Below are 24707 nucleotides of genomic sequence, written 5' to 3' on the forward strand. Positions count from 1 at the left end.
CGAGCCCCTCGAGCGGTCAGTACAGCGTGCGCGGGTTCGCGTCGATGCGGACGTGCACCAGATGCGGCCGCTCGTCCGGCAGCGCGGCCTCCAGCGTCGGCTTGAGGTCCTCCGCCTTCTCGACGACCGACGTCGCCAGGCCCAGGCTCTTCGCCAGCGCGGGGAAATCGATGCCGCCGAGGTCGACACCCGGCACCTTCTCCCCGCCCGCCGCCTCGCCGAGGATGCGCACGGCGGCGTACTGCGAGTTGTCGAAGATCACGAACGTCACCGGCAGGTTGTTCTGCGCCGCCGTCCACAGTGCCTGGACGCAGTACATGCTCGATCCGTCGCCCAGGATCGCGACCACCTTGCGGTCCGGGCGGGCCAGCGCGGCACCGACGGCGGCGGGGAGGCCGTAGCCGAGGGTGCCGCTGGCGACGGTGAGGAAGCCGGTGTCGGTGGACTTGATCGGCAGGTGGTCGTGCAGTTCGTTGCGGTGGCTCGGCGTCTCCTCGACGACGATCGCGTTGTCCGGCAGGACTTCCGAGATCACGGAGTAGGCGAAGCCGGGCGTGATCGGCGTGACCGCGGCGGGCTTTTCCATCCGGGTGCGGGATTTCGGCGCTTCCCGCGGCGCGGCGCGGTCCAGCAGCGCGCGGATCGCGAGCTTCGGCGTCGCCCGGATCCCGGTGCCCTCGGCGGCCCTGGCGAGGATCTGTTCGTCGTCGCTGATCAGGAACAGCGGCGGCAGCGTGGTTTCCGACTCGCCCCGGTACACGTGGTAGGTGAACGCCGGGGCGCCGATCACGACCACGAGGTCGTGGTCGGCCAGCGCGCCCGCGAGCGTTTTCCGTTCCGGCTGCAGGAAGCCGAAGAACTGCGGGTGGTCCTCGGGGAAGGAGCAGCGCGCGCCCATCGGCGGCGCCCAGACCCCGGCGCCCACCTTCTCGGCCAGCGCGACGACGTCCGGCACGGCGCCTTCACCGTCGATGCCGGGGCCGACCACGATCGCCGGGCGCTCGGCGGCGTCCAAGGCGGACACCAGTTCGTCCAAAGCGGACGGATCGGGCGCGAAGCCGCGGATCGGCGGCCGGGAGATGACCGGCTTCGTGGTCTCGACGTCCCAGTCGTCCACCGGCACCGAGACGAACACCGGGCCCATGGGCGCCTGCGTCGCGATGTGATACGCCCGCGCCAGCGCCGCCGGGACGTCCTCGGCCCTGGCCGGTTCGCAGCTCCACTTCACGTACGGCTTGGGGAAGTTCGTCGCCTCGACGGCCCCGAGGAAGGGGTCGTCCGGCAGCAGCGACCTGGTCTGCTGTCCGGCGAGGATGATCAGCGGGGCGTTGTTGCGGTACGCGGTGAAGACATGCCCCAGGGCGTGGCCGACCCCGCCCGCCGAGTGCAGGTTCACCAGCGCCGGCCGTCGCGCGGCGCGGGCGTACCCGTCTGCCATCGCGACGACGGACGCCTCGTGGAGCGCGAGCACGTAGGTGAAGTCGTCGGGCCAGTCCGTCAGGAAGGCGATCTCGGTGGTGCCGGGATTGCCGAAAATCGTGGTCAGGCCCAGATCGCGCAGCAATTCCCTGGTCGCGTCACGTACGGTGCGGGTAGCCATGGGCCCCACGCTATCTGGTCCTAACCGGATAGTTGAAGATGCAACCTCATATCACCGTCCGTGGTCTGGACCTGACCCGTTGCGTACGGCTAGTCCTTGACCAGCGCCGCCCACTCACGGACGGCGGCGGCGTCCACATCGGACTCCCAGCCGCCGGGCCGGACCGCGCTGCCGACGTGGAACGCGCGCACCCCGCCCGCCCGCAGCAGATGCACCTGCTGCGCCCGCAGGCCGCCGCCGACGAGCAGCTGGGGCCCGTCCGTCCGGCGGGCGAGCCGCTGCAGTACCGAGAGGCCGTGCGCCACCCCGTGCGGATGCCCGGCCGCGAGCACCGTGTCGCAGCCGAGCGCGGCCAGCTGGTCGTAGGCGCGCAACGGGTCCCGCGCGCGGTCGATGGCGCGGTGGAAGGTCCACGGCAGCCCGCCGAGCTCCTTGACCAGTGTCTCGCAGGCGTCGACGTCGATTTCGCTTTCCAGGTCCAGGAAACCGAAGACGAACTCCCGCGCGCCCGCTTCGATCAGCCGGGCGGTGTCCGCGCGCAGCCCGTCGAGGTCGCCGGCGGCGAAGGACATGTTGTCGCGCAGCATGACCCGCACCGGGAGATCGGTGGCGGCGAGTACGTCGCGCAGCGTCCCGGCCGACGGCGAGAGACCGTCGCTGGCCATGTCACTGACCAGTTCGAGGCGATCCGCCCCGCCCTCCTGTGCGCGCTCCGCGTCCGCGGCGGTCAGCGCGATCACTTCCAGCAGGCCGGTTTTCGAACTCATGGACCTTCCAATTCGCTAAGCCGAGGGGTTGTCGTCACCCCTGGCGTGGCGACCGCGCCGGAACCCGCCTTGCAGGCTGGTCATCCGTTCGCGGACCGCTTCGGGGGAAAGTGAGAGTATCGGCCTCTCCCCTCGCGGCTTCTCCGGCCTGTCGTCCTGCGACCGCGCCTCGGGGACGACGGCGGGCAGGAAGGGCCAGGTTTCCTCGGCCCCGTCCTCCTGCTCCAGCTCGGCGGACGTCGGCCAAGCGGGCTCGGGTTCGGGCGTCTTTTCTTTCGGTTCCGGAGCTTTCGGTGCAGGAGCCTTCGGTGCCGGAGCTTTCGGTGCCACCGGCTTCAGCGCCGGTTCGGTCGGCTCGTCCGGATCCTGCGCGGGTTCCTCGGTCGCGGCGCTCTCCTGGGCCGCCTTCACCGGCTCGAACGAGGGCAAAGAAGGCGGACCGGGTTCGGCGGGCGAAGGTCCTTCGCGCGGGCCGCCGTGGTCGAACCACTGCGAAAGCACGCTCTGGTACTTGGGCATCCGCTCGGTCGGCGAGTCCAGCTCGAGGTGGTTTCCCGCGTCGTCGTCCGACGAAGGCCACTCCGGCGGGTTCTCGCGCTCGACGACGGGCGCGCGCCGCAACGGCCCGGGGTCCAGCACGGGCGCGAAGCGCGACTCCTCGGCCCCGCTCTCCTCCGGCTCGGGCAGCGACGGGACTTCCAGCGGTGGTTCGGGTTCCGGCTCGGGCGGGGTGACGACCGGCGGGGGCTCCGGTATCGAGGCGGGCTGGGGCGCTTCGACGATGAGCCCCGAGGGAACGACGACCACCGCGGTGATCCCGCCGCCGTCGGCGGACCGCAGGCGGACGTCGATCCGGTGCCGGACGGCCAGCGTCGCGACCACGAACAGGCCCATCCGCCGCGAAACCTCGACGTCGACGTCCGGCGGATTCGCCAGCCGCGTGTTGGTCCGGTCGATCTCCGCCTGCGGCATCCCGGCGCCGTGGTCGGTGATCTCGATCTGCCATTCGCCGCGTTCGGTCTCGTGCCCCTCGACCTGCACCATCGTGCTCTGGTCCGAATACCGGGTCGCGTTCTCCAGCAGTTCGGAGACCACGTGCACGAGGTCGTTGACGGCCTCGCCGCGGACCGCGATCCGCGGCGCCGCACCGAGTTCGATGCGCTGGTAGTGCTCGACCTCGGAAAGCGCGGCACCGATGATCTCGTCGGCGACGACGGCTCCACCGTCCTCGCGGACGACGTCGGTTCCGGAGAGCACCAGCAGGTTCTCGCTGTTGCGCCGCATCCGCGTCGCGAGGTGGTCGAGTTCGAAGAGCCCGGCGAGCGTGTCGGGATCCTGTTCGTCGGCCTCCATCCGGTCCAGCACGGAAAGCTGCCGCTCGACGAGATCCTGGCTGCGCTGCGAAAGGTTCACGAACATCGCGTTGATGTTCTCCCGCAGCATCGCCTGTTCGCCCGCGAGCCGGACGGCCTCGCCGTGCACCGCGTCGAACGCCCGCGCCACCTGGCCGAGTTCCTCCCGGCTGAACACCGGGACCGGCGCGACGGCCAGCCGCCGCCGAAGGTTCTCCGGCTGCGGTTCGGGATCGCTGAGCAGTCCTTGGACGGCGGCGGGGAGCTGGTGTTCGGCGACCTGGAGCGCGCTGCGGCGCAGGATCCGCAGCGGCCGTAACAGCGACCGCGCGATGATCACGGAGAGCACACCGGCGACCACCAGGACGGCGAGCACGATGCCGCCGTCCCAGATGGCGGACGTTCTCGCTTGCGCCGCAAGGGTGTCCGTGCGTTCCTGCAGCTGGACGAGCACCGCCTGCTGCACCTGGTGGGCCAGGTTGACCGTGTAGGTGGCGGCGGTGTCCCACTGGTTCGGGTCCAGTCCGCCGAGCCCCTGGTCGTTCTCGGCGCGGATGAGCGCCGATTCCACCATGTCGTTGCCGATGTCGACGATCAGGCCGATCACCGTGTCGTCGTACATCCGCTGCTGTTCGGGCGTCGCGAAGGTGCGGTAGTCGTTGCGGGCGGCGGCGAGTTCGGCCTCCGCGCCGAGCAGGGCGCGCGTCCGGTCCCGGTTGAGGCCGCCCTGGGCGAGCGCGGCCGCCATGATCGCGCGTTTGACCGACATCTGGTCCTTGATCCGCGCGAGCGCGTTGCCCGCGAGGCGGAGCTTCCCCAGATCCGGGTCGGAGACGTCGGCGGCGGTGGAATCGCTGATGTCGAGCAGGCCGGAGATCAGCTCGCTGTAGGAGCGCAGGACCGCGTCGGCGGGAAAAGCGGAGTGTTCCGCGGAAAACCGCAGCCCGGTCAGCACGCGCAGGCGATCGCTGGTCAGCTGCAGGCTGGTCGCGGCCTTGTCGCCGAGCCTGCTCTTGCTCTCGCCGAGCGTGCGGTCGAACGTGCCGATGGCCTCGTCGGCGCGCTTGCGCTGCTCGGTCAGTTCGGAGACGTCGCCCTTGCGATCGCCCGCGACGAACCGGACGGTGAGGTCGCGTTCGCGCTGGAGCTGATGCACGGCCTCGGCGACGGTGCTGTCGACCCGGCCACGCGTGGCGAATTCGGCCAACTGCCGGGCATCCCGCAGGTCCGAGTTGACCCGGAGCCCGACGAGGGCGACCACCGCGAGCGCGGGGATCAGGAGGACGACGAAGAGTTTGGTACGCAGGTGCCAGTTCCGCAGCCGCCAGCGTCCTCCGACACGCGGATGCCGTTCCGCCGCGTCGCCCCCACGGGGACGCTTGTCGCGACGGGCCACCTGGTTTCCTTTTCCCACCACGGGACCCTTTCCCATGGCTGACATCGGGGACGAGAGCCCGAACCTACTGTAGAGTAACAAGGTTCGAGAACGATCGAAAGCCGCGCAATCCGGCGTCTCCCGCACGCGATCGTATGGGGCCTGGACCATACGATCCAGAAGGAGGAGCACATTCTCTCGGTAGGTGGGCGGAGGCGATGATGCGCGTCTGGGCGATTCCGCTGGTAGCGGCTCTGCTGGCGACGGCCGGTTGCGGAGTGTTTTCCGGCGGTGACGCAAGTACCGACGCGCCACTCGAACGGGCGGAACTACGAATCGGTGTCGGAAGCCCCCTCGACACGGCACCCTTGAGGGTCGCCGTGGCCGACGGCAAGTTCACCGCGGCCGGCCTTTCCGTGACCCTTGTCGATATTCCCGCCGACCAGGCGATCGGCAAACTTTCGGCGGGCGAGATCGACTTGGTGTTCGCCAGCGACGTGTCGATCTTCCGCGCCGCCGCGGCCGGGACGGCACTGCAGTTGCAGGGCGAGGCGTACACCGCCGGCCGCAACACCATGGCGCTCGTCACACTCCCCGGCTCCGACTACACCGAGCCGACGCTCAAGAAGTCGCCGAAGATCGCGGTGAACATGCTCGACGACGTCGGCGTGCTCGCGGCCCGTTCGGTACTCGCGACCGCCGGCGTCGACGTGAACAAGATTCAGTTCAAACAGCATCCGTTCGACCGGATGCCGCAGGCGTTGCAGGCGGGCGAGGTCGACGCCGCGTGGATGGTCGAGCCGTACATCACCAGGGCCGAGAAGGAACTCGGGGCGAGCATCCTCGCCGACGGCGCTCGCGGCGCGACACTGGACTTCCCGATGTCGTCCTACGTTTCGACGGGCGCCTTCGGCCAGGGCAACGCCCGCACGCTCGCGATCTTCCGGAAGGTGCTCGGCGAAGCGCAGGTGCGGGCGGCCGACCCGGCCGTCGTCCGTGACGCGCTGCCGTCGTTCTCCGACATCGACCGGACCACGGCGTCCCTGATCTCGCTCGGGACCTACCCGGTCTCCCTCAACGGCATCCGGCTGCAGCGCGTCGCCGACCTGATGCACAACTCGGGCATGATCGGGGCCCGGCTCGACGTCCAGGCGATGGTGCCCCGCTAGCCCGGACCCCGCCCCGCCGCCACCCTCAACGGACAGGCCGTGCCTGACTCTAAATATTTTCGCCGGTCGGCCTCAGACACACGGTGCGCGCGGGCGGCCCGGTGTAGTGCAGGGCGGTGTCGTCCGACGAACAGACGGTCTCCGAAGATCCCCGCATCACGAGCGCCCGCGCCTCCGCGGTGATGTCGGTGCAGCGGACCTTCGCGATCCGCGTCTCGTGCACGACGTCGCGCAGGCAGTCCCCGGTCTCGACGTTCAGCGCCAGGCAGAGCGTCTTCTCGGCCTTCTTGTCGGAAGACCTGCCGTACAGCTCGAACTGGACGTAGTCGGAACCGCGGCACTCGGACGAGCCGGTGCGCACGTCGTCGATACGGAAGGTCGCGCGGCTCGTCGAGCAGCCGGCGGTCGTGTAGCTCTGGCCGCCACCGGCCTCGTCGGTGAGGTACAGGCACTCGCCCGCCTCGACCGAACCGAACTTGCCCGACTGCGACATCCCCCAGGCGACCAGGCTCCCCAAGCCCAGCGCGGCGACGACGCCCAGCACGATCGCGACCCTGGCCAGGACGCTCAGCGGCGGCGGCTTCGGGAACGGCGTCGGCATTCCCACGTCCGGCATCGCGGGCAGCGGGGCGGGCGCGTTGAACGGGTCGTACTCGGGCGCCCCGCCGGTCGGTGTAGTCGTCAAGATCCCCTCCAGTCACCTGCCGCACATCCTTCCACCAGCGGTGCCGAGGCGGGAGCCGGTGTGGCCGGAACGTATAAAGGAGGATGTGACCGATGGCCCGCTGATCGTCCAGTCCGACAAGACCGTGCTCCTCGAGGTCGACAACAGCCAGGCCGACGACGCGCGGATCGCCATCGCGCCGTTCGCCGAACTGGAACGCGCGCCCGAGCACGTCCACACCTACCGGATCACGCCACTGGCGTTGTGGAACGCGCGCGCCGCGGGCCACGACGCGGAACAGGTCGTCGACGCGCTGACGACGTACTCGCGGTTCCCCGTCCCCCAGCCGCTGCTCATCGACATCGTGGACACGATGGGCCGGTTCGGGCGGCTGCAGATCGCCAACCACCCGGCGCACGGGCTGGTGATGTCGACCATCGACCGCGCGGTGCTGGAGGAGATCCTCCGGCACAAGAAGATCAGCCCGATGCTGGGCGCGCGGATCGACGAAGACACCGTCATCGTGCATCCATCCGAACGCGGTCGGCTCAAGCAAGCGCTCCTGAAGGTCGGCTGGCCCGCGGAGGACCTCGCGGGCTACGTCGACGGCGAGGCGCATCCGATCGAGCTGGCCGAGGACGACTGGGAGCTGCGCGACTACCAGCGCAAGGCCGCGGAGGCGTTCTGGGCGGGCGGATCCGGCGTCGTCGTGCTGCCGTGCGGCGCGGGCAAGACCCTGGTCGGCGCGGCGGCCATGGCGCACGCGAAGGCGACGACGCTGATCCTGGTGACGAACACCGTCGCCGGACGGCAGTGGAAGCGTGAACTGATCGCGCGGACCTCGCTGACCGAAGAGGAGATCGGCGAGTACTCCGGCGAGAAGAAGGAGATCCGGCCGGTCACCATCGCGACGTACCAGGTGGTCACGCGCAAGACCAAGGGTGAGTACCGGCACCTGGACCTGTTCGACTCGCGGGACTGGGGCCTGGTGGTCTACGACGAGGTCCACCTGCTGCCCGCGCCGGTGTTCCGGATGACCGCGGACCTGCAGTCGCGGCGGCGGCTGGGCCTGACCGCGACCCTGGTGCGCGAGGACGGCCGCGAAGGCGACGTGTTCTCCCTGATCGGCCCGAAGCGGTACGACGTCCCGTGGCGCGACATCGAGGCGCAGGGCTGGATCGCGCCGGCGGAGTGCACCGAGGTCCGCGTGACGCTGACGGACGCCGAGAGGCTCTCGTACGCGACTGCCGAGGCCGAGGAGCGGTACAAGCTGGCGGCGACCGCGGACACCAAGACCAAGGTGATCAAAACGCTGGTGGACCGGCATCCGGGCGAGCCGACGCTGGTCATCGGCGCCTACCTCGACCAACTGGAGATGATCGGCGACGAGCTGGACGCGCCGGTGATCCAGGGCGCGACACGGAACAAGGAACGCGAGGAACTGTTCGACGCGTTCCGGCGCGGCGAGATCAGGACGCTGGTCGTTTCGAAGGTCGCCAACTTCTCGATCGACCTGCCGGAGGCTTCGGTGGCGATCCAGATCTCCGGGACGTTCGGTTCGCGGCAGGAAGAGGCCCAGCGGCTCGGACGGCTGCTGCGACCGAAGGGCGACGGGCGGCAGGCGCATTTCTATTCGGTCGTCTCGCGCGACACCGTCGACACGGAGTACGCGGCGCACCGGCAGCGATTCCTGGCCGAACAGGGCTACGCGTACCGGATCGTGGACGCGGACGACCTGCTTCGCCCGATGTGACCCCCCGCGTTTCGTCCTCTGGGCAAGTACGTGAAGGTCCCCTTCCTCTCGCCTAGGTACAGGGTTCCGGCAAAGTCGGCTATCCGCTGGTCGCAGGGGTGCGGGAGCGGGCTCGTCAACCGTGACCAGACACGCTCCTCGAATGTCCACAGAGGACACCTTCGACCCGTCTTTACCCGATTTGGGAGGTTTGCGGGGGGGTCGTGAGTGGCAAAGAGGGCTAGAACCCTCTTTGCCACTCACGACCCCCTCCGCAAAGCGTGCATATGGGTATCAATCAGACATTTACCCGGCTAAGCGTGTCCCGTGTGGACAGTCAGGGTGCGGCCGGTCCAGATCCGCGCTGCCGGAGGCTCCCTTCACCGCATCGGACGCGGCGAAGGGAGCCTTCAGTCCGGCACGACCCTCCCGCGAACACGACACGTTTGCCCTTCCCCTCAATAACCCTCTTTAACCACTCACGACCCCCGCGCGAAACCGCGTAAAGCGCCCGAATCGGGCATCGTGACCCGTCCTGCAGCCCCTTGCGGACAGCCGCACCCCCACCATGCGACAACCAGCCCGCTGAAAACCCTCGAAACCCGACACGTGCGGATAGCCGACTTTGCCGAGACCCTGGCGCCTAGGTACGCGAAAGCTCTCCCCCACCCAGCGGCGTGAAAGCCCGTCGCGAGCGGCCACACCAGCCTTTCCGAGGTGTCGCGAAAGCCACTTTCGCGACATCTGATGTCCCGAAAGTGGCTTTCGCGACACGGCCGCTCGGCATCGGACACGCCACCTTTGCCTTACCCCTCAAGAGAAGCCGAAACCTCACACGCGGCCGCGACCAGAGGACCACCGCGGCACCTTCCTCCATTGTGGACGGTGTCGATGGTGCGCCTGTGACGCCAGGGACGCATGAGGCGCCGTCCCAGAGATCCCGCAAACGGGGTATCGAAAACTGTCGGTGCTTCGAACTAGTGTTCGGGTAGAGTTGACCGAACACCAGTTCGAGGGGAAGCCGATGACGATCGCACCGTTCCGCCCGGGTACGCCGCCCGTCCAGACCCTGCCGCCCGGCCGGTGGCACGGCCGGATCTGGGTCTCGGACCTGCCCTTGACCAGGCCGGAGCGCTACACCGGCTGCGTCGCCGAGTTCGACCGGTCCGGGCTGTGGCCGGTGCTGATCCCGCACGACCAGCGGTTCGCGGCCAACGGCGAGGACTGGATCGACGACCGTGGCAGGCTCGCCCCCGCCGACCACCGGATCTCCTCGGTGGACCCGGCCGAAGTGCTGGCCCGCTGGTGGGACACGTCGTGCTGCGACGGCGCCTGCCTGCGCCCGTTCGGCGCGAAGTTCCCCGGCCTCGCCCGCCGTCCGTCGCGCCGGGCGGATCCGCTGGCCGAGGCGGGCAACACCGGGTCGATCCTGGCCGCGCGCGGGCCGCACCGGCTCGCGCTGGTGCAGACCGAGCGGCCCGCCGACATCCCGGCGATCCTCGGCTGGACGGGCATGATCAAGGCGACCGACCAGGTCCACGAGCTGTCCGCGGTCCTGCGCAGCTGGGAAGACCGTTTCGGCGCGACGCTCACGGTGCTGGGCTTCGACTCGATGGAGCTGTCGGTGGCCGCGCCGCCGCGCACCCAGGGCCGCGCGCTCACGGTCGCCGCCGAGCACCGCTCGTTCTGCCTGCCCGCGTTCGCCGGTCAGCCCGGCAACCTGCGCGAGTTCGCCTCCAGCCTGGTCCAGACCCGCCGGTGGCAGTTCTCGTGGGCCTGATCGGGCGTTTGCACCGAGGAGAGAGGGGGAATTTGAGCGGCACGGGAAGGCGGTGATCGACGTCGCCGAGATCAGGATCGGCACTTCAGGCTGGCGCTACCCACCGTGGCGGGGGAACTTCTACCCGCGCGGCCTGGTGCAGCGACGCGAGCTCGAATACCTGTCCGGCCGGATGAACTCCGCCGAGATCAACGGCTCGTTCTACTCGCTGCAACGGCCGGAGCGGTACCGCGCGTGGGCCGAGCAGACCCCGGACGACTTCGTCTTCGCCGTCAAAGGTGGCCGCTTCATCACCCATCTGAAGCAACTGCGCGACGTCGAGACGCCGCTGGCGAACTTCTTCGCTTCCGGGGTGCTGGCGCTCGGCAGGAAGCTGGGGCCGATCCTCTGGCAGCTGCCGCCGCGCTTGTCGTTCGACGCCGAGCGCGTCGAGGATTTCTTCAAGCTGTTGCCGCGCACCAGCCACGCCGCCGCCAAGCTCGCGAGCGAGTACGACGACAAGCTCGAGGCCGAGCCGCACACCGATCCGAAGCCGCGCCGGAAACTCAGGCACGCCATCGAGGTCCGGCATCCGAGCTTCACCGAGCCCGAAAGCCTCGACCTGTTCCGGAAACACGGCATCGCGCTCGTGGTCGCCGACACCGCCGGTGAGTTCCCGTTCGTCGAGGAGATGACGAGCGAGGACTTCGCGTACGTCCGCCTGCACGGCGAAGAGGAGCTCTACGTCAGCGGGTACGGAGACAAGACTCTCGAACGCTGGGCGCGCAAGATCGAAGGCTGGGGCCGCGACACGTACGTCTACTTCGACAACACCGTCGAGGCCGAGGCGCCGAAGAACGCGATCGCCCTCGCGAAACTCCTGGCCTGACCCGCGCACGCTGCACAGTCAGCGCACAGTGAGCGGTGTCCTGTTAGGTGACGCGTGAGGTCACGGGCGTACTCGCGTGCTGCGACTGGGGGTCGGCACGCCGGGCGCCCGTGCCTCGCTCAACTTTGGCCGGAGACCAGCGAGGCGAGTTTCGTCCGGACGTCGTCGGCGTCCGGATGCGCGAGCTCGGTCAGCACCCGCACCGAACGCAGCCAGCACTCACGCGCCGACGAGGGATCACCGAGCCGCAGATGGATTCCGCCGAGCTGGGCCAGCACGTCGGCCGCTTCGTAGAGCTCGCCGTGGGCGAAGAACATCTCGACGGCCCGCCGCATGCAGGCGATGCCTTCATCGGCGCGGCCGAGCCCGACGAGCGCGGTCCCCTTGGTGTGCAGGGTGAAGCGGGCTTCGTCGGGGAGCGCGTGCACCTCCAGGGCCAGTGCCTGGTCGGCGAAGCCGAGCGCCTGCTCGAAGCGGCCGACCTGAGTGCAGATGTCTCCGAGGGCCTGCAGGGCGCTGGCCTCCATACCGGCGCCGACGTTGTGCTCCCGGATGAGACTCAACGCGCGCGTCCCGTATTCCCACGCCGTGCCGGGGTCCTGGCTGGCCAGTGTGAGGTTGTAGAGAGCCCGCGCCTCCCCTTGCCGATCCCCGACCTGGCGCTGCAGTTCGACGACCTGCTTCAGGTAGACGATGCTGTCGTCGTACTGGCGGCCGACTCCGCAGACCACGCCCAGTCCACTGAGGATGGCGGCCTCACCGGAGCGGTCCTCCAGGTCGCGGGCGGCACGGAGCGCCACGCCGAACACCGAACGCCAGTCCTCCAACCTGGCACGGACGATGAAATACGACTGCAGCAGCCAGGCCAGCTGCCAGCACTCCCGGTACCGCCGCTCCCGGTACGCCACGTTCACCGCGGCGATGAGATTCCCCGCCTCCTCGTCGAACCAGTCCAGCGCCTGTTCGTAGTGCCCGAACTTCAGCCCCGCGCCGTCGAACCGCTCCGGTTCGACGAGCCGGTAGTGCCGATCCGAACGCAAGAGCCGCGACGCGTTCAGCGCCGAGGCGAGCGACGCGTGGAGCAGCCTGTCCAGCACCGCCGTCCGCGCCTCGGGCCCGTCCAGCTTCGCCGAAAGTTCGGCCGCGTAGGCGCGGATCAGGTCATGGAACTGGTACCGGCCGGGCCTGGACCGCGCGATGAGGTGCGCGGAAGCCAGTTTCGCCAGGTCCACGCTCGCTTCCGCGACGTCGACCCCGGCCACCGCCGCGGCCGAGGGCACGCTGAAGTCGCCGCCGGTGGGCAGGGCGAGCAGCCGCAGCATCCGCGCGGCCCGTTCGTCGAGCGCCCGGTACGAGTACGAGAAGACGGCCCGGACGTTCGTCTCGTCGCCGTCGGCGAGGTCGAACGAGCCCAGCCTGTCCTGTTCGGTGTCCAGCAGCCGGACGAACTCCCGCAGCGCGAGGTCCGGGAACTGCGCCGCCCGCACCGCGAGGATCCGGATGGCCAGCGGCAGCCCGCCGCAGTACCGGACGAACCGTTCGGTGGCCTCGGGATCCTCGGTGACCCGGTCCAGCCCGATCGTCGAAGCGACGAGGGTGATCGCGTCCTCGTCCGGCAGTTCCTCGAGCGCGACGCGTCGCGCGCCGTGGGTCGCCACGAGGGCGTGCAGCTGCCAGCGGCTGGTCACCAGCACCAGGCAGCCGGGGCCGGGCAGCAGCGGCCGGATCTGCTCGGTGCTCGCGGCGTTGTCGAGCAGGATCAGCATCCGGCGGCCCGCGCTGTAGGTGCGCCAGGTGGCCGCGCGGCCGTCGACGCCGGCGGGGATCCGGTCGGCGGGGACGCCGACCGAGACGAGCATGGTTTCGAGCGCGGTCGCGGGTTCGACCAGGTCGCCGGGGCCGTATCCGCGCAGGTTGAGGTACACCTGCCCGCCGGGGAAACGCTCCCCGACCTCGTGCGCGAAATGGACGGCGAGCGTCGTCTTGCCGATGCCGCCCATCCCCTCGATCGACGCGATGGACGTCGACCGCTCGGTGTCCAGCGCTTCCGGGACGAGTCCGTGCAAGGCCTTGAGGTCGCGCTGGCGGCCGGAGAAGACCCGGAGATCCGCCGGGAGCTGGCGCGGGATCATCGGCTCGGCGCCGAGGCGGTACCGCGTCAGCTCCGAGTCCAATGTGGTCTCGACGGCCTCCTCGCCGGTCAAGATCGCCTGGTGCGCGCGCTGCAGTGACGCGCCGGGGTCCAGGCCGAGTTCTTCGGCCAGCACCGCGCCGATCCGGCGGTAGACGTTCAGCGCTTCGGCCTGCCTGCCGGAGCGGTAGAGCGCGATCATCAGCTGCTCGTGCAGCCGCTCCCTCAGCGGGTTCTCACGGCACAGCCTGGTCAGCTCGGGAACGACCGTGCCGTGCTCGCCGAGGGCGATGAGCGCGTCGGCCCACTGCTCGCGGACACGCAGCCGCTCTTCGCCCAGCTGGTCGGCTTCGTCCCGGAGCAGCGCCTCGGAATGGACGTTCTGCAGTGCCGGGCCACGCCATTCGGCCAACGCGGCGGCGAACCGCTCCGCCGCCTGGCGCAGGTCGCCGTCCGCCGCGGACTCCGCTCCCGCCGCGGCGAGTGAGCGGAACCGGGCGAGGTCGAGCAGGCTCTCGTCGAGTTCGAGCAGGTAACCGCCGCGTTCGGTGCGGATGGTGACCTCGTCGCCGAGCGCGCGGCGGACCCTCAGGATGTACGTCTGCAGGGCGCCTTTGGACCGCCGCCGGTCGTCCGGCCACAGCCAGCGGCCCAGTTCCTCGACCGGCACCACCGTGTTCGCGCGCAGCAACAAGCCCGCCAGCACGATGAGCGGCCTGCTGCCGCCCAAGGGCACCGGCAGCCCGTCGGCCGTGACCTCGGTGGGTCCCAGCACGCGAAAGTCGAGTGCCACGTCGCCCATTCTGTCCGGAATCGCGGAAAACGGCATCCGATTCCAGCAGTGGCATGATCGGCGGCGATGGACGTCTACGCGATCCCCCTGCGCACGCGGTTCCGCGGCATCACGGTCCGTGAAGGACTGCTGATCCGCGGTGACGCAGGCTGGGGCGAATTCTGCCCGTTCTCCGACTACTCCGACGCCGAAAGCGCGCCGTGGCTCGCGTCCGCGCTGGAGGCGAGCGAACGCGGCTGGCCGTCGCCGGTCCGGGACAGCGTCGAGGTGAACGCGACCGTCCCGGTGGTGTCGCCGGAAAAGGCGTACGAACTCGTCGCCGCGTCGGGCTGCCGCACGGCGAAGGTGAAGGTCGCCGACCCGAGGGTGAGCCTCGCCGAGGACTGCGCCCGGGTGGAGGCGGTGCGGGCAGCGCTGGGCCCGTCGGGCGCGATCCGCGTCGACGCGAACATGGCCTGGGACGTCGATACCGCGGTCAAGGCCATCGGCGAACTGGACCGCGCGGCGGGCGGGCTCGAATACGCCGAGCAGCCGTGCCCGTCGATCGACGAACTGGCCGACGTCCGGCGCCGGGTCGGCGTGCGGATCGCCGCCGACGAATCGATCCGCCGGGCCGAAGACCCGCTCAAGGTGGCCGTGGCGGGAGCGGCCGACGTCGCCGTTCTCAAGGTCGCGCCGCTGGGCGGGGTCCGGCGCGCGCTGGAGGTCGCCGAAGCCTGCGGCCTGCCGTGCGTGGTGTCCTCCGCCGTCGAGACGAGCGTCGGGCTCGCCGCCGGGCTCGCGCTCGCGGGTGCGCTGCCCGCTTTGGACTTCGCTTGCGGGCTGGGGACGATGTCGTTGCTGACGGGGGACGTCTGCGGCGAGTCACTGTCCCCTGTGGACGGTCGCCTGCCGGTGCCGCGCGCCGCTCCCGATCCCGGCCTGTTCGCCGGTCACGCCGCCGCTCCGGAGGTCCGGGCCGCTTGGGAAGACCGCTTCACTCGCGTCCGTGCCCACCTGCGGACGCTATGAAAGGCCCGTTACTTGCAAATTTTGCAAGTAACGGGCCTTTCATAGCGTCCCTGAGCCGAGATCAGCCGCAGTGCTCCAGCGGGGATTCATAGCTGGAGGATCCCGCCGAGCCGCCCCACTTGACGCACTTCGCGCCCGCGGCCGCGCTCACCGGGCCCGCGTAGTACTCGAAACTTCCGGAGTCGGTCTTCCTGGCCGCGCCTTCCACTTCGAGGAAGGCGGAAACCGCGCTGCCCGTGCCCACCGAGGTGGACTTGATGGTGGTGACGCAGTTGTTCTTGTTCGTGCCGTTGTACAGCAGGTACGTGGTCGCGGCGCTGCCGAGCGCCTGCGAGTCGATCACCTTGTAGCCGTCGCCGCACACCTCGACGGCGTCGTACGGGTTGGGGTTCCCGCTGCCACCGCAGGTGTTCTTGGAGGTCACGTTCGCGTTGGGGTAGCCGAACTTCACGCCGTTGAAGTACGCGGGCTTGATGTTGTCGGGCCACAGGGCGTCGTTGGTGCGGACCTCGTAGTGCAGGTGGGGGCTGATGTTGTTGCCCGGCTTGGAGGTGTTGCCGACCTCGCCGATCTTCTGCCCCTGCGCGACCTGGACGCCCGCCGCGACCGAACGCACCTTCAGGTGCGCGTAGTAGGTCGACCATCCCCCACCGTGGTCGATCTTCACCAGGTTGCCGAAGCCGTTCGCCGAACCCTGGTGCGCCGAGGTGACCACCTTGCCGGCAGCCGCCGCGACGACGGTGTCGCCCAGGTCCGCCCCCGCGGAGCTGCCGCGGTTGAAGTCGATTTCGTAGGCCCGGTGCGCGCTGCTGTTGTCGTTGTCGCCGTTCCACACCTGGTTGCAGGGGAACGGGAGCTGGAAGTTGGGACGCGGACCGACGGCGGCTTCGGCCGACGTCGCGGTGATCGCCAGCCCGGCCATGCCCAGCAAGGCGGTGGCGGCCGCGGTGGCCAGTCGTCTGAATCTCATCGGATGTCCTTTCTCGGCGTTTCGCGAGAAGCGTCCCGAAAGGGCGTACAAGCGAGATACAAACGGCCACGAGCCCTCCTGGCCGAGGGGACCAGGAGGACTCGCGCCGCCGCCGCACCGGATCCGTCCGCGTCTTCCCCGTTCCGGTGCTGGCTGTCAGCCGACCCGCTCGATGACGGCCCGGCGGATCAGGAACTTCCCCGGTTCGCGAACCTGCTCGAAGGCGGCGTTGTTCAGCAGCGCGCAGCTCCCGGAAACGCCGGTGACCTCGACGGTCGTGGACTTGTCGTTGTCCAGGTTCGTCACCTTCAGCTTGGTGCCCGCCGGGAACTCGTCACTGGACGCGGCCGGCGCGCCGCCCTCGCCGGACAACGTCACCGTGGATCCCTGGCAGACGACCTCGCCGCCCCCCGCGGCCGCGTCCTCCTGGTCGGCCGCCTCGTCCTCGCCCGCCACGGCGTCGTCCATCCCGGCGTCCTGTTCGGCGGCCTTCTCGGCCTCGTCCGCGGCCTGGTTCTGCTCCTGCTTCCCGCCGTCGGCCTGGACGACCTCGGTGCAGGTCGCGGCCTGGCGGCGCTGCTGGATGAGGTCGACGACGGCCTGCCGGTTGGCGATCCGCGCCTCGGAGAGGGCGTCCGGATCCGCCTGCTGACCGGCGATGAAGTTGAGATTGTTCCGGAGGGCGGTGTCCAGTCCCTGACAGCTTTCCGAGGCCTGGCCGTCGGGCGTGCTGACCGCGAACATCGCCGCGGCGATGGCGGCCACCCCGAGTACGGACGCGATGCCGATCGTCGCGCGCTTGCGGTGTTTCCCGGCGCTGTTCATCATCCGTGTTTCCTCCGGTCTGGTTCCTCCTCACCCACATCTGGAGATACGGTCGGATAACGAAAGTGGTTCAAACCGATTTCAGCCGAGCCAAGGTTTCGCGATGCGCGCGTAGGTGCCGTCGTTCAGGGCGAGGTGCAGCCACTGGTCGGCCCACTCCTTGAACACGACGTCGCGCGGCAGGAGGTACGCCTTCTCCGAGAAGGTGAACGGCTCGTCGGGATGCACCGCGCACAGGCGCGAGTTCTGCTTTGCCTGCCAACGGGTTTCGGTCGCGTCGGTGATCATCAGATCGGCGCGGCCCGCGATGATCTCGGCGAAGATCGTGTTGTTGTCCGGATGCCGCACGATGGTCGCCCGCTTGAGGTTGGCGTCGGCGAACTGTTCGTTGGTACCGCCCGGATTCACGATCGCCCGCACCCCCGGCTGATCGATCTGTTCGAGCGTCCGGAAGCGCTTTTCGTTCTCGCACAAGGTGATCGGCGTCTTGCCGTCACGAAGATACGGAGCGGTGTAGAAACCCTTCTTCGCCCGGTCCAGCGTCACCGACACGCCGCCCATCGCCAGGTCGCACTTCAGCCCGACGTCGTCGGCGATCGCCTTCCAAGTGGTCTGGACCAGCTGGAGCCGGACGCCGAGCCGCGAGGCGAGGTCGCCCGCGAGGTCGATGTCGATCCCGCTCCACGCGCCCGCGGCGTCGCGATAGGTGAACGGGCGATAGTCCCCCGTCGAGCACACGCGGAGTTCGCCGCGGGCCTGGACGACGTCGAGCCTGCTTCGTGCGTCATGGCCTTCGGGTGCGGCACTGGCCGTGCCGATTCCCAGCACGGTCAGCACCGCGACCCCGAAAGTGAGCGCCTTCGCCTTGATCGTCATCAAGGCATTTTCCACGCCCTGAGGTAGGCGCGCACCAGCCAAGCGTCGGCCCATGCGGCGTCCGGCGCCTCCGGCAGCGGCGAGGATCCGCGCACCAGCTCTTCGAGACGACGCTCCAGGGACTCGGCCGCGTCCAACGCTTCCTCGCGGGTTTTCTTGCCCTGCCTCAGATCACGGAGCCAGCTCAGCCACGGTTCGGGAACGGGCAGCGTGATCCGCCCGGTCTCCAGCAGCTCCACGCCCTGCACGCCGAGGCGCACCATGTGCATGGCGAACTTCGTGTCGAAGCCGTACTTCTCGATCAGCTCCGGCCGCCCGTCCTTGCCCCGCAGCCCGAGCATCCGCTCGCGCTGGGCGCGTGAGTAGCCGAGGAACCGCAGGCCCGCGGCGCGCGAGACGATCCGGTGCGCGTTCTCCCGCAGCTCGGCGCCGAGCTCGTCGATCACGACGATCTCGGACTCCGGCACGAACAACGGCAGCAGGACGGTCGGATTTCCGTTGAGCACGAGACGCATCCACTTGCGCAGCGAGTAGACGGTCAGATCGAGGTCACCGGGACCCGACCGGACGCCTTCGGGCTGCGTGCGGAAGATGTACTGCTCGAACCGCTCGAGGCCGATCACGTGGTCCGGCGGCTCGACGCAGATGCCGAGCTCGTCCCGGTCGTCCTGGCCGAGCACGGCGGTGCCGTGCAGCCCGGACCCGACCTGGCAGCGCAGGATCATGCCCTGCTCGGCGATGGCGGCGAATTCGGGGCTGTCGTGTTTCACCCGAGAAGTTGTACCCGCGTCGACACCGCCCGGGCATCCGGTTTTCCGCCCCCTCAGGGTCGGATTCCAGGGTCGGACCGGGGCCGTACCCCGATGTGCCGGGGGTCGGTCCCGGGCGAACATTGAGCCATGACGAACAGCGTGTACACCCCCCAGGCCACCAAGAAGCTCTTCCGCAGCCGGACCGACAAGATGATCGCGGGCGTCGCGGGCGGCTGGGCCGCCTACTTCGGGATCGACGCCGCGATCCTGCGTATCGCCTTGGTGGCGGGCGCCTTCTTCACCGCCGGTTTCGCGATCCCGGTCTACGTCGCCGCGTGGCTCCTGACTCCGGAGCAGCCGGGCGAATCCTGATCGAGGTGGACGCCGCGCGCAGGGGACGCGGCGTCCACCGGATCGCGTTTAGCCCGCTAAACGCGATCCGCGGGGGCAGGGGGAAAAGGTGAGGGGCCCGGACATGGGGATGTCCGGGCTTTTCGCTTTTCCGGAGTTCGGCCGCGCGACCGCGTGTTCACCGTTACACTCCCCATGACTTTGTCACAGGGAGCGGGAAGCGGGGGCCTCCATGGCCGGCAATTATCTCAGCCTCAGCGAGTACAAGAGGATGCTCGATGGCGCGCTGGACGACTTCTGCAAGGCGCTCACCAAGCGCTGGACGGAAGACGCCGTCGACGCCATGACGAAGCTCTCGCCCGCCGTTCCGTGCTCGACCGAGCCCTGGGCCTGGCAATGGCCCGCCGAATCGTACGGCCACCTGTCGGGCTCCGACGACTTCTGCGGATACCTGACCTGGGTCATGGACGGCATGCTCGGCCACTACAAGGACGTCCACTGCCAGGGCTGGAATCCGCAGACCCAGAAGTACGTCGAGTGCCACGTCGAGAAGAATCTGGCCCAGATCGAGCGGCTGGCCTGGAACCGGCGGCAGGAGGTCGCCAAGTTCGTCCCCCAGCTGGAGGGCCCTGACCTCGCGAAGCTCGAAGCCGCCCACAACACGTACTTGAACGTCGCCGGCAACCTCGGCTTCCACGACAAGAACGGGCGGGTGACCGAACTGCTGGGGCAGGGCGCGGTCGTCCGGAACGTCGAGTGGCTGGACGGGGCGACCAGCTCGGACGAGGACTGGTTCATCGAGTGGACCGGGCTCGCCGCCAAGGCCTTCCGAGCCGGATTCTTCGCCTCGATCGCGCCGACCATGCTGAACCAGTCGCTCATCCTCGCCAGCCTGTCCAGCCTGTACTCCACGCGCGCCGCGACGATCCAGGCCACCCGGCTCAACATCGTCAAACGGCTCAACTGGGCCACCAAGAAGCTGGACGAAAAGGTCACGCTCAAGGTCTTCACCGCGGACGCGATCCTGGAGAAGGTCGATCGGGCGTCGGCGATCCACGGGATCGCGACCAGCCTGCTGTCCGCGGGGGCGAAACTCAGCAAGGTCGTGAACACCGTCAACGAGGCGGGCGGGAAGGTCCTCGGCCCGGTAGGCGCGGTCCTCGACCTCGCCGGGTTCGTCGGCGGGGTCATCAAGGGACTCACCGTCGAGCAGGACGCCATGTCCCTCCAGGACATCCTGCAGAAGCTCACCACCTCGATCCAAGACGAACACAACGCGTTGTCCGGCCTCGAAGACGACTTCGGCGGGGACGTGCTGGTTCTGCAGAAGGCGATCGCGGGGGTGCACAGCTACAACCTCGAGCTCTACGACCTCACGGCGAACACGCTGCCGAACCGGACCGAGCGCGAGAAGAACACGGGGATCACCGTCAAGATCCACTTTCTCCTGCGGGTCGCGCAAACCTGTTTCGAAGCGGCCGAGGGGTATTCGGCACAACTGCGGATTCTCGCCGAGGCCGACCGTGCCGACCGGCACCTCGCGGGCCGTGACGAGCAGACGTGCACGGGCGACGACTCGACCTTGGAGATCCGCGACGCCGTCGAACAGTTCATGAGGACGAGCTGCGCCCGGTTCCTGCTCGCCGGTGAGCAGCTCCGGAAGGCCGCCGAGGCCTACGCGAAAACGGACGGGCAGCTCTCGGACGATCTCAAGAAGCTGTTCGCGGACTGGGAGAACGCCACCGCGGGCAGGAAAAAGATCGACCCCAATCCCGAGACGGTCGAAAGGGAGAACCCGGCCAAGGAGGCGGGCTCGACCGACCGGACGAACCTCGAACCCAGGAAGCCTTCGGACCCGAACTCCACCAACCCGTACGAGAAAGACCGCCAGCGGCAGGGCGGCGGGTACCTGGTGGACGGGCAGGTCTAGGCCCGTCGGACCGCCGTCGGTCGGGTGGTCGTGATCGGGCGGCGATCACGAAGCGCCACTCACGACCACCCCGACCGAAACCAGATCCTCACTTCACGGCAAAGGAAAAGCCCGGACGCGCGAGGCGCGTCCGGGCTTTCCGGTGTTACGGGCTCGAACTCAGAAGTCCATGCCGCCCATGCCACCGGACGGGTCGGCGGGAGCGGCCGAGGCCTTCTCCGGCTTGTCCGCCACGACGGCTTCGGTGGTCAGGAACAGCGCCGCGATGGAAGCGGCGTTCTGCAGCGCGGAGCGGGTGACCTTCGTGGGGTCCGGCACGCCGGCGGCGAGCAGGTCCTCGTAGACACCGGTGGCGGCGTTGAGGCCGTGACCCTGCGGGAGGGACTTGACCTTCTCCGCCACGACGCCGCCTTCGAGGCCGGCGTTGATCGCGATCTGCTTGAGCGGCGCCTCGACGGCGACCTTGACGATGTTGGCACCAGTGGCCTCGTCGCCCTCGAGCTTCAGACCGGCGAAGGCAGCCTCGGCGGCCTGGATGAGAGCGACGCCACCACCGGCGACGATGCCCTCTTCGACGGCGGCCTTGGCGTTGCGCACTGCATCCTCGATGCGGTGCTTGCGCTCCTTCAGCTCGACCTCGGTGGCGGCACCGGCCTTGATGACGGCCACGCCGCCGGCCAGCTTCGCCAGACGCTCCTGGAGCTTCTCGCGGTCGTAGTCCGAGTCCGAGTTCTCGATCTCGGCGCGGATCTGGTTGACGCGACCCTGGATCTGGTCGGCGTCGCCCGCACCCTCGACGATGGTGGTCTCGTCCTTGGTGATGACGGCCTTGCGGGCCTTGCCCAGCAGGGAAAGGTCCGCGTTCTCCAGCTTGAGGCCGACGTCCTCGGAGATGACCTGGCCACCGGTCAGGATCGCGATGTCCTGCAGGATCGCCTTGCGGCGGTCACCGAAGCCCGGGGCCTTGACGGCGACGGACTTGAAGGTGCCGCGCATCTTGTTGACGATCAGGGTGGCCAGAGCCTCGCCCTCGACGTCCTCGGCGATGATCAGCAGCGGCTTGCCGGACTGGATGACCTTCTCCAGCAGCGGCAGCACGTCCTTGACGGTGGAGATCTTGGAACCGAAGAGGAGGACGTACGGGTCCTCGAGCTCGGCTTCCTGACGCTCCGGGTCGGTCACGAAGTAACCGGAGATGTAGCCCTTGTCGAAGCGCATACCCTCGGTGAGCTCGAGCTCGAGCCCGAAGGTGTTGCTCTCCTCGACGGTGACGACGCCTTCCTTGCCGACCTTGTCCAGCGCCTCGGCGATGAGCTCGCCGATGGTGCGGTCAGCGGCCGAGATCGAGGCGGTAGCAGCGATCTGCTCCTTGGTCTCGATCTGGACGGCCATCTTGTGCAGCTGCTCGGTGATGGCCTCGACGGCCGCCTCGATGCCGCGCTTCAGGCTGATGGGGTCGGCCCCGGCGGCGACGTTGCGCAGACCCTCGCGGACGAGAGCCTGGGCGAGCACGGTGGCGGTGGTGGTGCCGTCACCCGCGACGTCGTCGGTCTTCTTGGCAACTTCCTTGACGAGCTCGGCCCCGATCTTCTCCCACGGGTCCTCGAGCTCGATCTCCTTGGCGATGGAGACACCGTCGTTGGTGATCGTCGGCGCGCCCCACTTCTTTTCGAGCACGACGTTCCGGCCCCGCGGGCCGAGGGTCACCTTGACGGCTTCGGCGAGGATGTTCAAGCCACGCTCAAGACCGCGGCGGGCGTCCTCGTCGAACGCGATCAGTTTGGCCATTTCGGTGTGGTCCTCCGGTATTGGGCGCCGCCGCACGCTCTGTCTCGAATGTCACAGAAGCGCGGCGGCAGGACTCTTCCTCGGCCAGGCTCGGTGCCCGCGACGGACGACCCACCCACTCAAGGGTGCGGCCTCACCGTCCCGACCTTCAGGCGAGCGGTCGGTGACCGCCTGCCTGGCACTCGACGGCGTCGAGTGCCAATGCCGTGTTTAGCACTCTCCAGGGTCGAGTGCAAGAACCGCAGGTCAGCGCGGTGCCGCGTCAGTTGCCCGGCTTGATGGAGATCGACGTCGGAGGAGCCTTCGCCGACGACTCCGGGGACTGCGACTGCGAGTCGCCGGGGCCGACCGGGATGTTCGGCGCGGTGGTCTGCGGACCGTTGCCACTGCTCGAATCACCGAAGACGAGGATCGCCGCGACGATCGCGCCCGCGACCACGAGGACGCCGACGATGATCCAGATCCACTTGGCGCCGCCGCCCTTCTTGGGCTGCTGCTGGAAACCGCCCTGCTGCTGCGGCGGGGGGCCGTAGCCAGGGGGCGGGCCTTGCTGGAAGCCACCCTGCTGGAAACCGCCTTGCTGCGGCGGGGGGCCGTAACCCGGGGGCGGGCCCTGCTGGAAACCACCGGGCTGCTGGTAGCCACCCTGCTGCGGCGGCGGGCCGTAACCGGGCGGCGGGCCTTGCGGCGGGGGACCCTGCGGCCCCGGTCCCTGCTGGCCGTAGCCGGGCTGCTGTCCTCCGTACGGGTGCACGGGGCCCCCCTCTCCCTGTGGCGGCGTGTTCTGCCGTTGCGGTACCGCCTGTTGGACGGTCGCGGCCGCCACCTGTCCTGGCGGGCCCGGGGGCTCGTTCGACGCCGCGAGCGGACCGAGGGCGCGCCTGGCGGCCGCGATCATCTCAACACAGTTCGGGTAGCGATCGGCGGGATTCTTCGCCATTCCCTTCCGGACGACCTCGTCGATCCCGGCGGGCACGCCGACGATCCGCGAGATGGCCGGGGGCTCGCCGTTCAGGTGCCCCTTGATGACCGTCTGCACGTCGCCCTTGAAGGGCGGGCTGCCGGTCAGGCAGGCGTAGAGGACGCAGGTGAGGGCGTACTGGTCGGTGCGGCCGTCGAGCGGCTCGCCGCGCAGGTGCTCGGGCGCGGCGTAGGTGGGCGAACCGAGGAAGTCGCCGCCGCGGGTGCGGTGCCCGGTGGCGCCGCGGCGGGTCAGGCCGAAGTCGGCGACGTAGACGTGCTCGCGCGAGGTCTCCTTGCTGGTGACCAGGACGTTGGCCGGTTTGACGTCGAGGTGCACGAGACCCCGGTTGTGCAGGGTGTCGAGTGCGTCGGCGACCTGGTCGAGCATGGTGAGCGTGCGGGCGGGCGCGATCGGGCCACCGGAGATCAGCCCGGCGAGGTCCCCGCCGTCGACCATCCGCATGGCGATGTAGAGCATGCCTTCGAGCTCGCCGAAGTCGTACAAGGGCACGACGTTGGCGTGGTCGATCGCGGACGTGTTCCGCGCCTCGTCGACGAAGCGTTCGCGGAACTCGGCGTCGGCCCCCAGGTGATCACCGATGACCTTCAGTGCCACCTTGCGTCCGAGCCGCACGTCCGTGGCCTTGTAGGTCACGCTCATGCCGCCCTTGCCGAGCACACCGTCGATGCGGTAGTTGCCCAGCCGGCGACCGGTCAGGTCCCCCGACTCATCGCCTGTCACGCAGCGCAGCCTAACGCGCCAGTTCCGGCGGCTGCCGGGGGTCGCCTGAACCCGGCGCTAAACCTTGCGCACGTCCGCCGCTTGACTCCGCCCGTCACGGCCGGACTGGACTTCGAATTCCACGCGATCACCCTCGTCGAGCGTCCGGAATCCGTCGGCCTGAATGGCCGAGTAGTGGACGAAGACGTCGGGCCCTTCGGTGGATTCGATGAATCCGTAGCCCTTTTCCGAGTTGAACCATTTGACGGTGCCGACTGCCACTGCGCAC

At 69.1% G+C, this 24707-nt stretch carries 19 protein-coding genes; 7 read left to right on the forward strand and 12 right to left on the reverse strand.

The genetic code is table 11. The features are described from left to right. Nucleotides 1-16 precede the first annotated feature (16 nt). From mdlC to BKN51_RS30445, 3 genes are all read right to left on the reverse strand, one after another. Complete coding sequence (gene mdlC, locus BKN51_RS30435) at nt 17-1600, reverse strand: benzoylformate decarboxylase (protein ID WP_101610908.1); 1584 nt, start codon at nt 1598-1600, stop codon at nt 17-19. 89 nt (nt 1601-1689) lie between these two features. Further along, nucleotides 1690-2367 (reverse strand): copper homeostasis protein CutC, encoded by a 678-nt coding sequence (locus BKN51_RS30440; protein WP_101610909.1) that lies wholly within the window; start codon nt 2365-2367, stop codon nt 1690-1692. A 15-nt stretch (nt 2368-2382) separates the two neighbouring features. After that, nucleotides 2383-5115, reverse strand: coding sequence for a sensor histidine kinase (locus BKN51_RS30445; protein WP_174720468.1), 2733 nt, complete (start codon nt 5113-5115; stop codon nt 2383-2385). Nucleotides 5116-5315: 200 nt separating this feature from the next. On the opposite strand from BKN51_RS30445, the gene BKN51_RS30450 reads away from it, so the two are divergent. Further along, nucleotides 5316-6263, forward strand: a complete 948-nt coding sequence (locus tag BKN51_RS30450; protein ID WP_174720469.1) for an ABC transporter substrate-binding protein — start codon at nt 5316-5318, stop codon at nt 6261-6263. Between the two features lie 49 nt (nt 6264-6312). Here the strand turns inward: BKN51_RS30450 and BKN51_RS30455 are convergent, their stop codons facing one another. Beyond that, nucleotides 6313-6948 carry an LppU/SCO3897 family protein gene (locus tag BKN51_RS30455; protein ID WP_101610912.1) on the reverse strand — a complete coding sequence of 212 codons (636 nt, stop codon included), beginning with the start codon at nt 6946-6948 and terminating at the stop codon, nt 6313-6315. 85 nt (nt 6949-7033) lie between these two features. On the opposite strand from BKN51_RS30455, the gene BKN51_RS30460 reads away from it, so the two are divergent. The 3 genes from BKN51_RS30460 to BKN51_RS30470 all read left to right on the forward strand — a co-directional run bounded on the left by BKN51_RS30460 (nt 7034) and on the right by BKN51_RS30470 (nt 11307). Further along, the gene (locus tag BKN51_RS30460) at nt 7034-8680 is read left to right on the forward strand and encodes a DNA repair helicase XPB (protein ID WP_101610913.1); all 1647 of its coding nucleotides are present in this window, start codon (nt 7034-7036) and stop codon (nt 8678-8680) included. 1003 nt (nt 8681-9683) lie between these two features. Then, entirely contained in the window at nt 9684-10439 is a 756-nt protein-coding gene (locus tag BKN51_RS30465; RefSeq protein ID WP_101613542.1) for a DUF4253 domain-containing protein, read from the forward strand. A 52-nt stretch (nt 10440-10491) separates the two neighbouring features. Next, nucleotides 10492-11307, forward strand: a complete 816-nt coding sequence (locus tag BKN51_RS30470; RefSeq protein WP_101610914.1) for a DUF72 domain-containing protein — start codon at nt 10492-10494, stop codon at nt 11305-11307. 119 nt (nt 11308-11426) lie between these two features. Here the strand turns inward: BKN51_RS30470 and BKN51_RS30475 are convergent, their stop codons facing one another. Next, nucleotides 11427-14231, reverse strand: a complete 2805-nt coding sequence (locus tag BKN51_RS30475; protein WP_442857688.1) for an AfsR/SARP family transcriptional regulator — start codon at nt 14229-14231, stop codon at nt 11427-11429. Nucleotides 14232-14297: 66 nt separating this feature from the next. Between BKN51_RS30475 and BKN51_RS30480 the strand changes: the two genes are divergently transcribed. Further along, nucleotides 14298-15242 carry an o-succinylbenzoate synthase gene (locus BKN51_RS30480; protein ID WP_101610916.1) on the forward strand — a complete coding sequence of 315 codons (945 nt, stop codon included), beginning with the start codon at nt 14298-14300 and terminating at the stop codon, nt 15240-15242. A gap of 61 nt (nt 15243-15303) precedes the next feature. Here BKN51_RS30480 and BKN51_RS30485 read toward each other — a convergent pair whose 3' ends face one another. The 4 genes from BKN51_RS30485 to BKN51_RS30500 all read right to left on the reverse strand — a co-directional run bounded on the left by BKN51_RS30485 (nt 15304) and on the right by BKN51_RS30500 (nt 18683). Continuing rightward, entirely contained in the window at nt 15304-16212 is a 909-nt protein-coding gene (locus BKN51_RS30485) for a M23 family metallopeptidase (protein WP_174720470.1), read from the reverse strand. 156 nt (nt 16213-16368) lie between these two features. After that, on the reverse strand, nt 16369-17040 hold the full coding sequence (locus BKN51_RS30490) for a hypothetical protein (RefSeq protein WP_101610917.1): 672 nt from the start codon (nt 17038-17040) through the stop codon (nt 16369-16371). 78 nt (nt 17041-17118) lie between these two features. Then, nucleotides 17119-17913 (reverse strand): transporter substrate-binding domain-containing protein, encoded by a 795-nt coding sequence (locus tag BKN51_RS30495; RefSeq protein WP_101610918.1) that lies wholly within the window; start codon nt 17911-17913, stop codon nt 17119-17121. Beyond that, a complete protein-coding gene (locus tag BKN51_RS30500; protein WP_101610919.1) occupies nt 17913-18683 on the reverse strand; it encodes a nucleotidyltransferase domain-containing protein in 771 nt (256 codons plus the stop codon). Before BKN51_RS30500 ends, BKN51_RS30495 begins: the two co-directional genes overlap by 1 nt. A 129-nt stretch (nt 18684-18812) precedes the next feature. Here BKN51_RS30500 and BKN51_RS30505 point away from each other — a divergent pair, with 129 nt between their 5' ends. Both BKN51_RS30505 and BKN51_RS30510 read left to right on the forward strand, forming a co-directional pair. Then, nucleotides 18813-19037 (forward strand): PspC domain-containing protein, encoded by a 225-nt coding sequence (locus tag BKN51_RS30505; protein WP_101610920.1) that lies wholly within the window; start codon nt 18813-18815, stop codon nt 19035-19037. Nucleotides 19038-19248: 211 nt separating this feature from the next. Next, on the forward strand, nt 19249-20946 hold the full coding sequence (locus BKN51_RS30510; protein ID WP_101610921.1) for a hypothetical protein: 1698 nt from the start codon (nt 19249-19251) through the stop codon (nt 20944-20946). A gap of 159 nt (nt 20947-21105) precedes the next feature. Here the strand turns inward: BKN51_RS30510 and groL are convergent, their stop codons facing one another. The 3 genes from groL to BKN51_RS30525 form a co-directional block, all read right to left on the reverse strand. Further along, nucleotides 21106-22734 carry a chaperonin GroEL gene (groL, locus tag BKN51_RS30515; RefSeq protein ID WP_101610922.1) on the reverse strand — a complete coding sequence of 543 codons (1629 nt, stop codon included), beginning with the start codon at nt 22732-22734 and terminating at the stop codon, nt 21106-21108. A 262-nt stretch (nt 22735-22996) separates the two neighbouring features. After that, nucleotides 22997-24439 (reverse strand): serine/threonine-protein kinase, encoded by a 1443-nt coding sequence (locus BKN51_RS30520; protein WP_101610923.1) that lies wholly within the window; start codon nt 24437-24439, stop codon nt 22997-22999. Nucleotides 24440-24496: 57 nt separating this feature from the next. Further along, nucleotides 24497-24700: a cold-shock protein gene (locus BKN51_RS30525; RefSeq protein WP_076160121.1), complete on the reverse strand. Its 204-nt coding sequence runs from the start codon at nt 24698-24700 to the stop codon at nt 24497-24499. Nucleotides 24701-24707: the final 7 nt, after the last annotated feature.

The sequence above is a fragment of the Amycolatopsis sp. BJA-103 genome (assembly GCF_002849735.1).
Taxonomy (GTDB): Bacteria; Actinomycetota; Actinomycetes; order Mycobacteriales; family Pseudonocardiaceae; genus Amycolatopsis.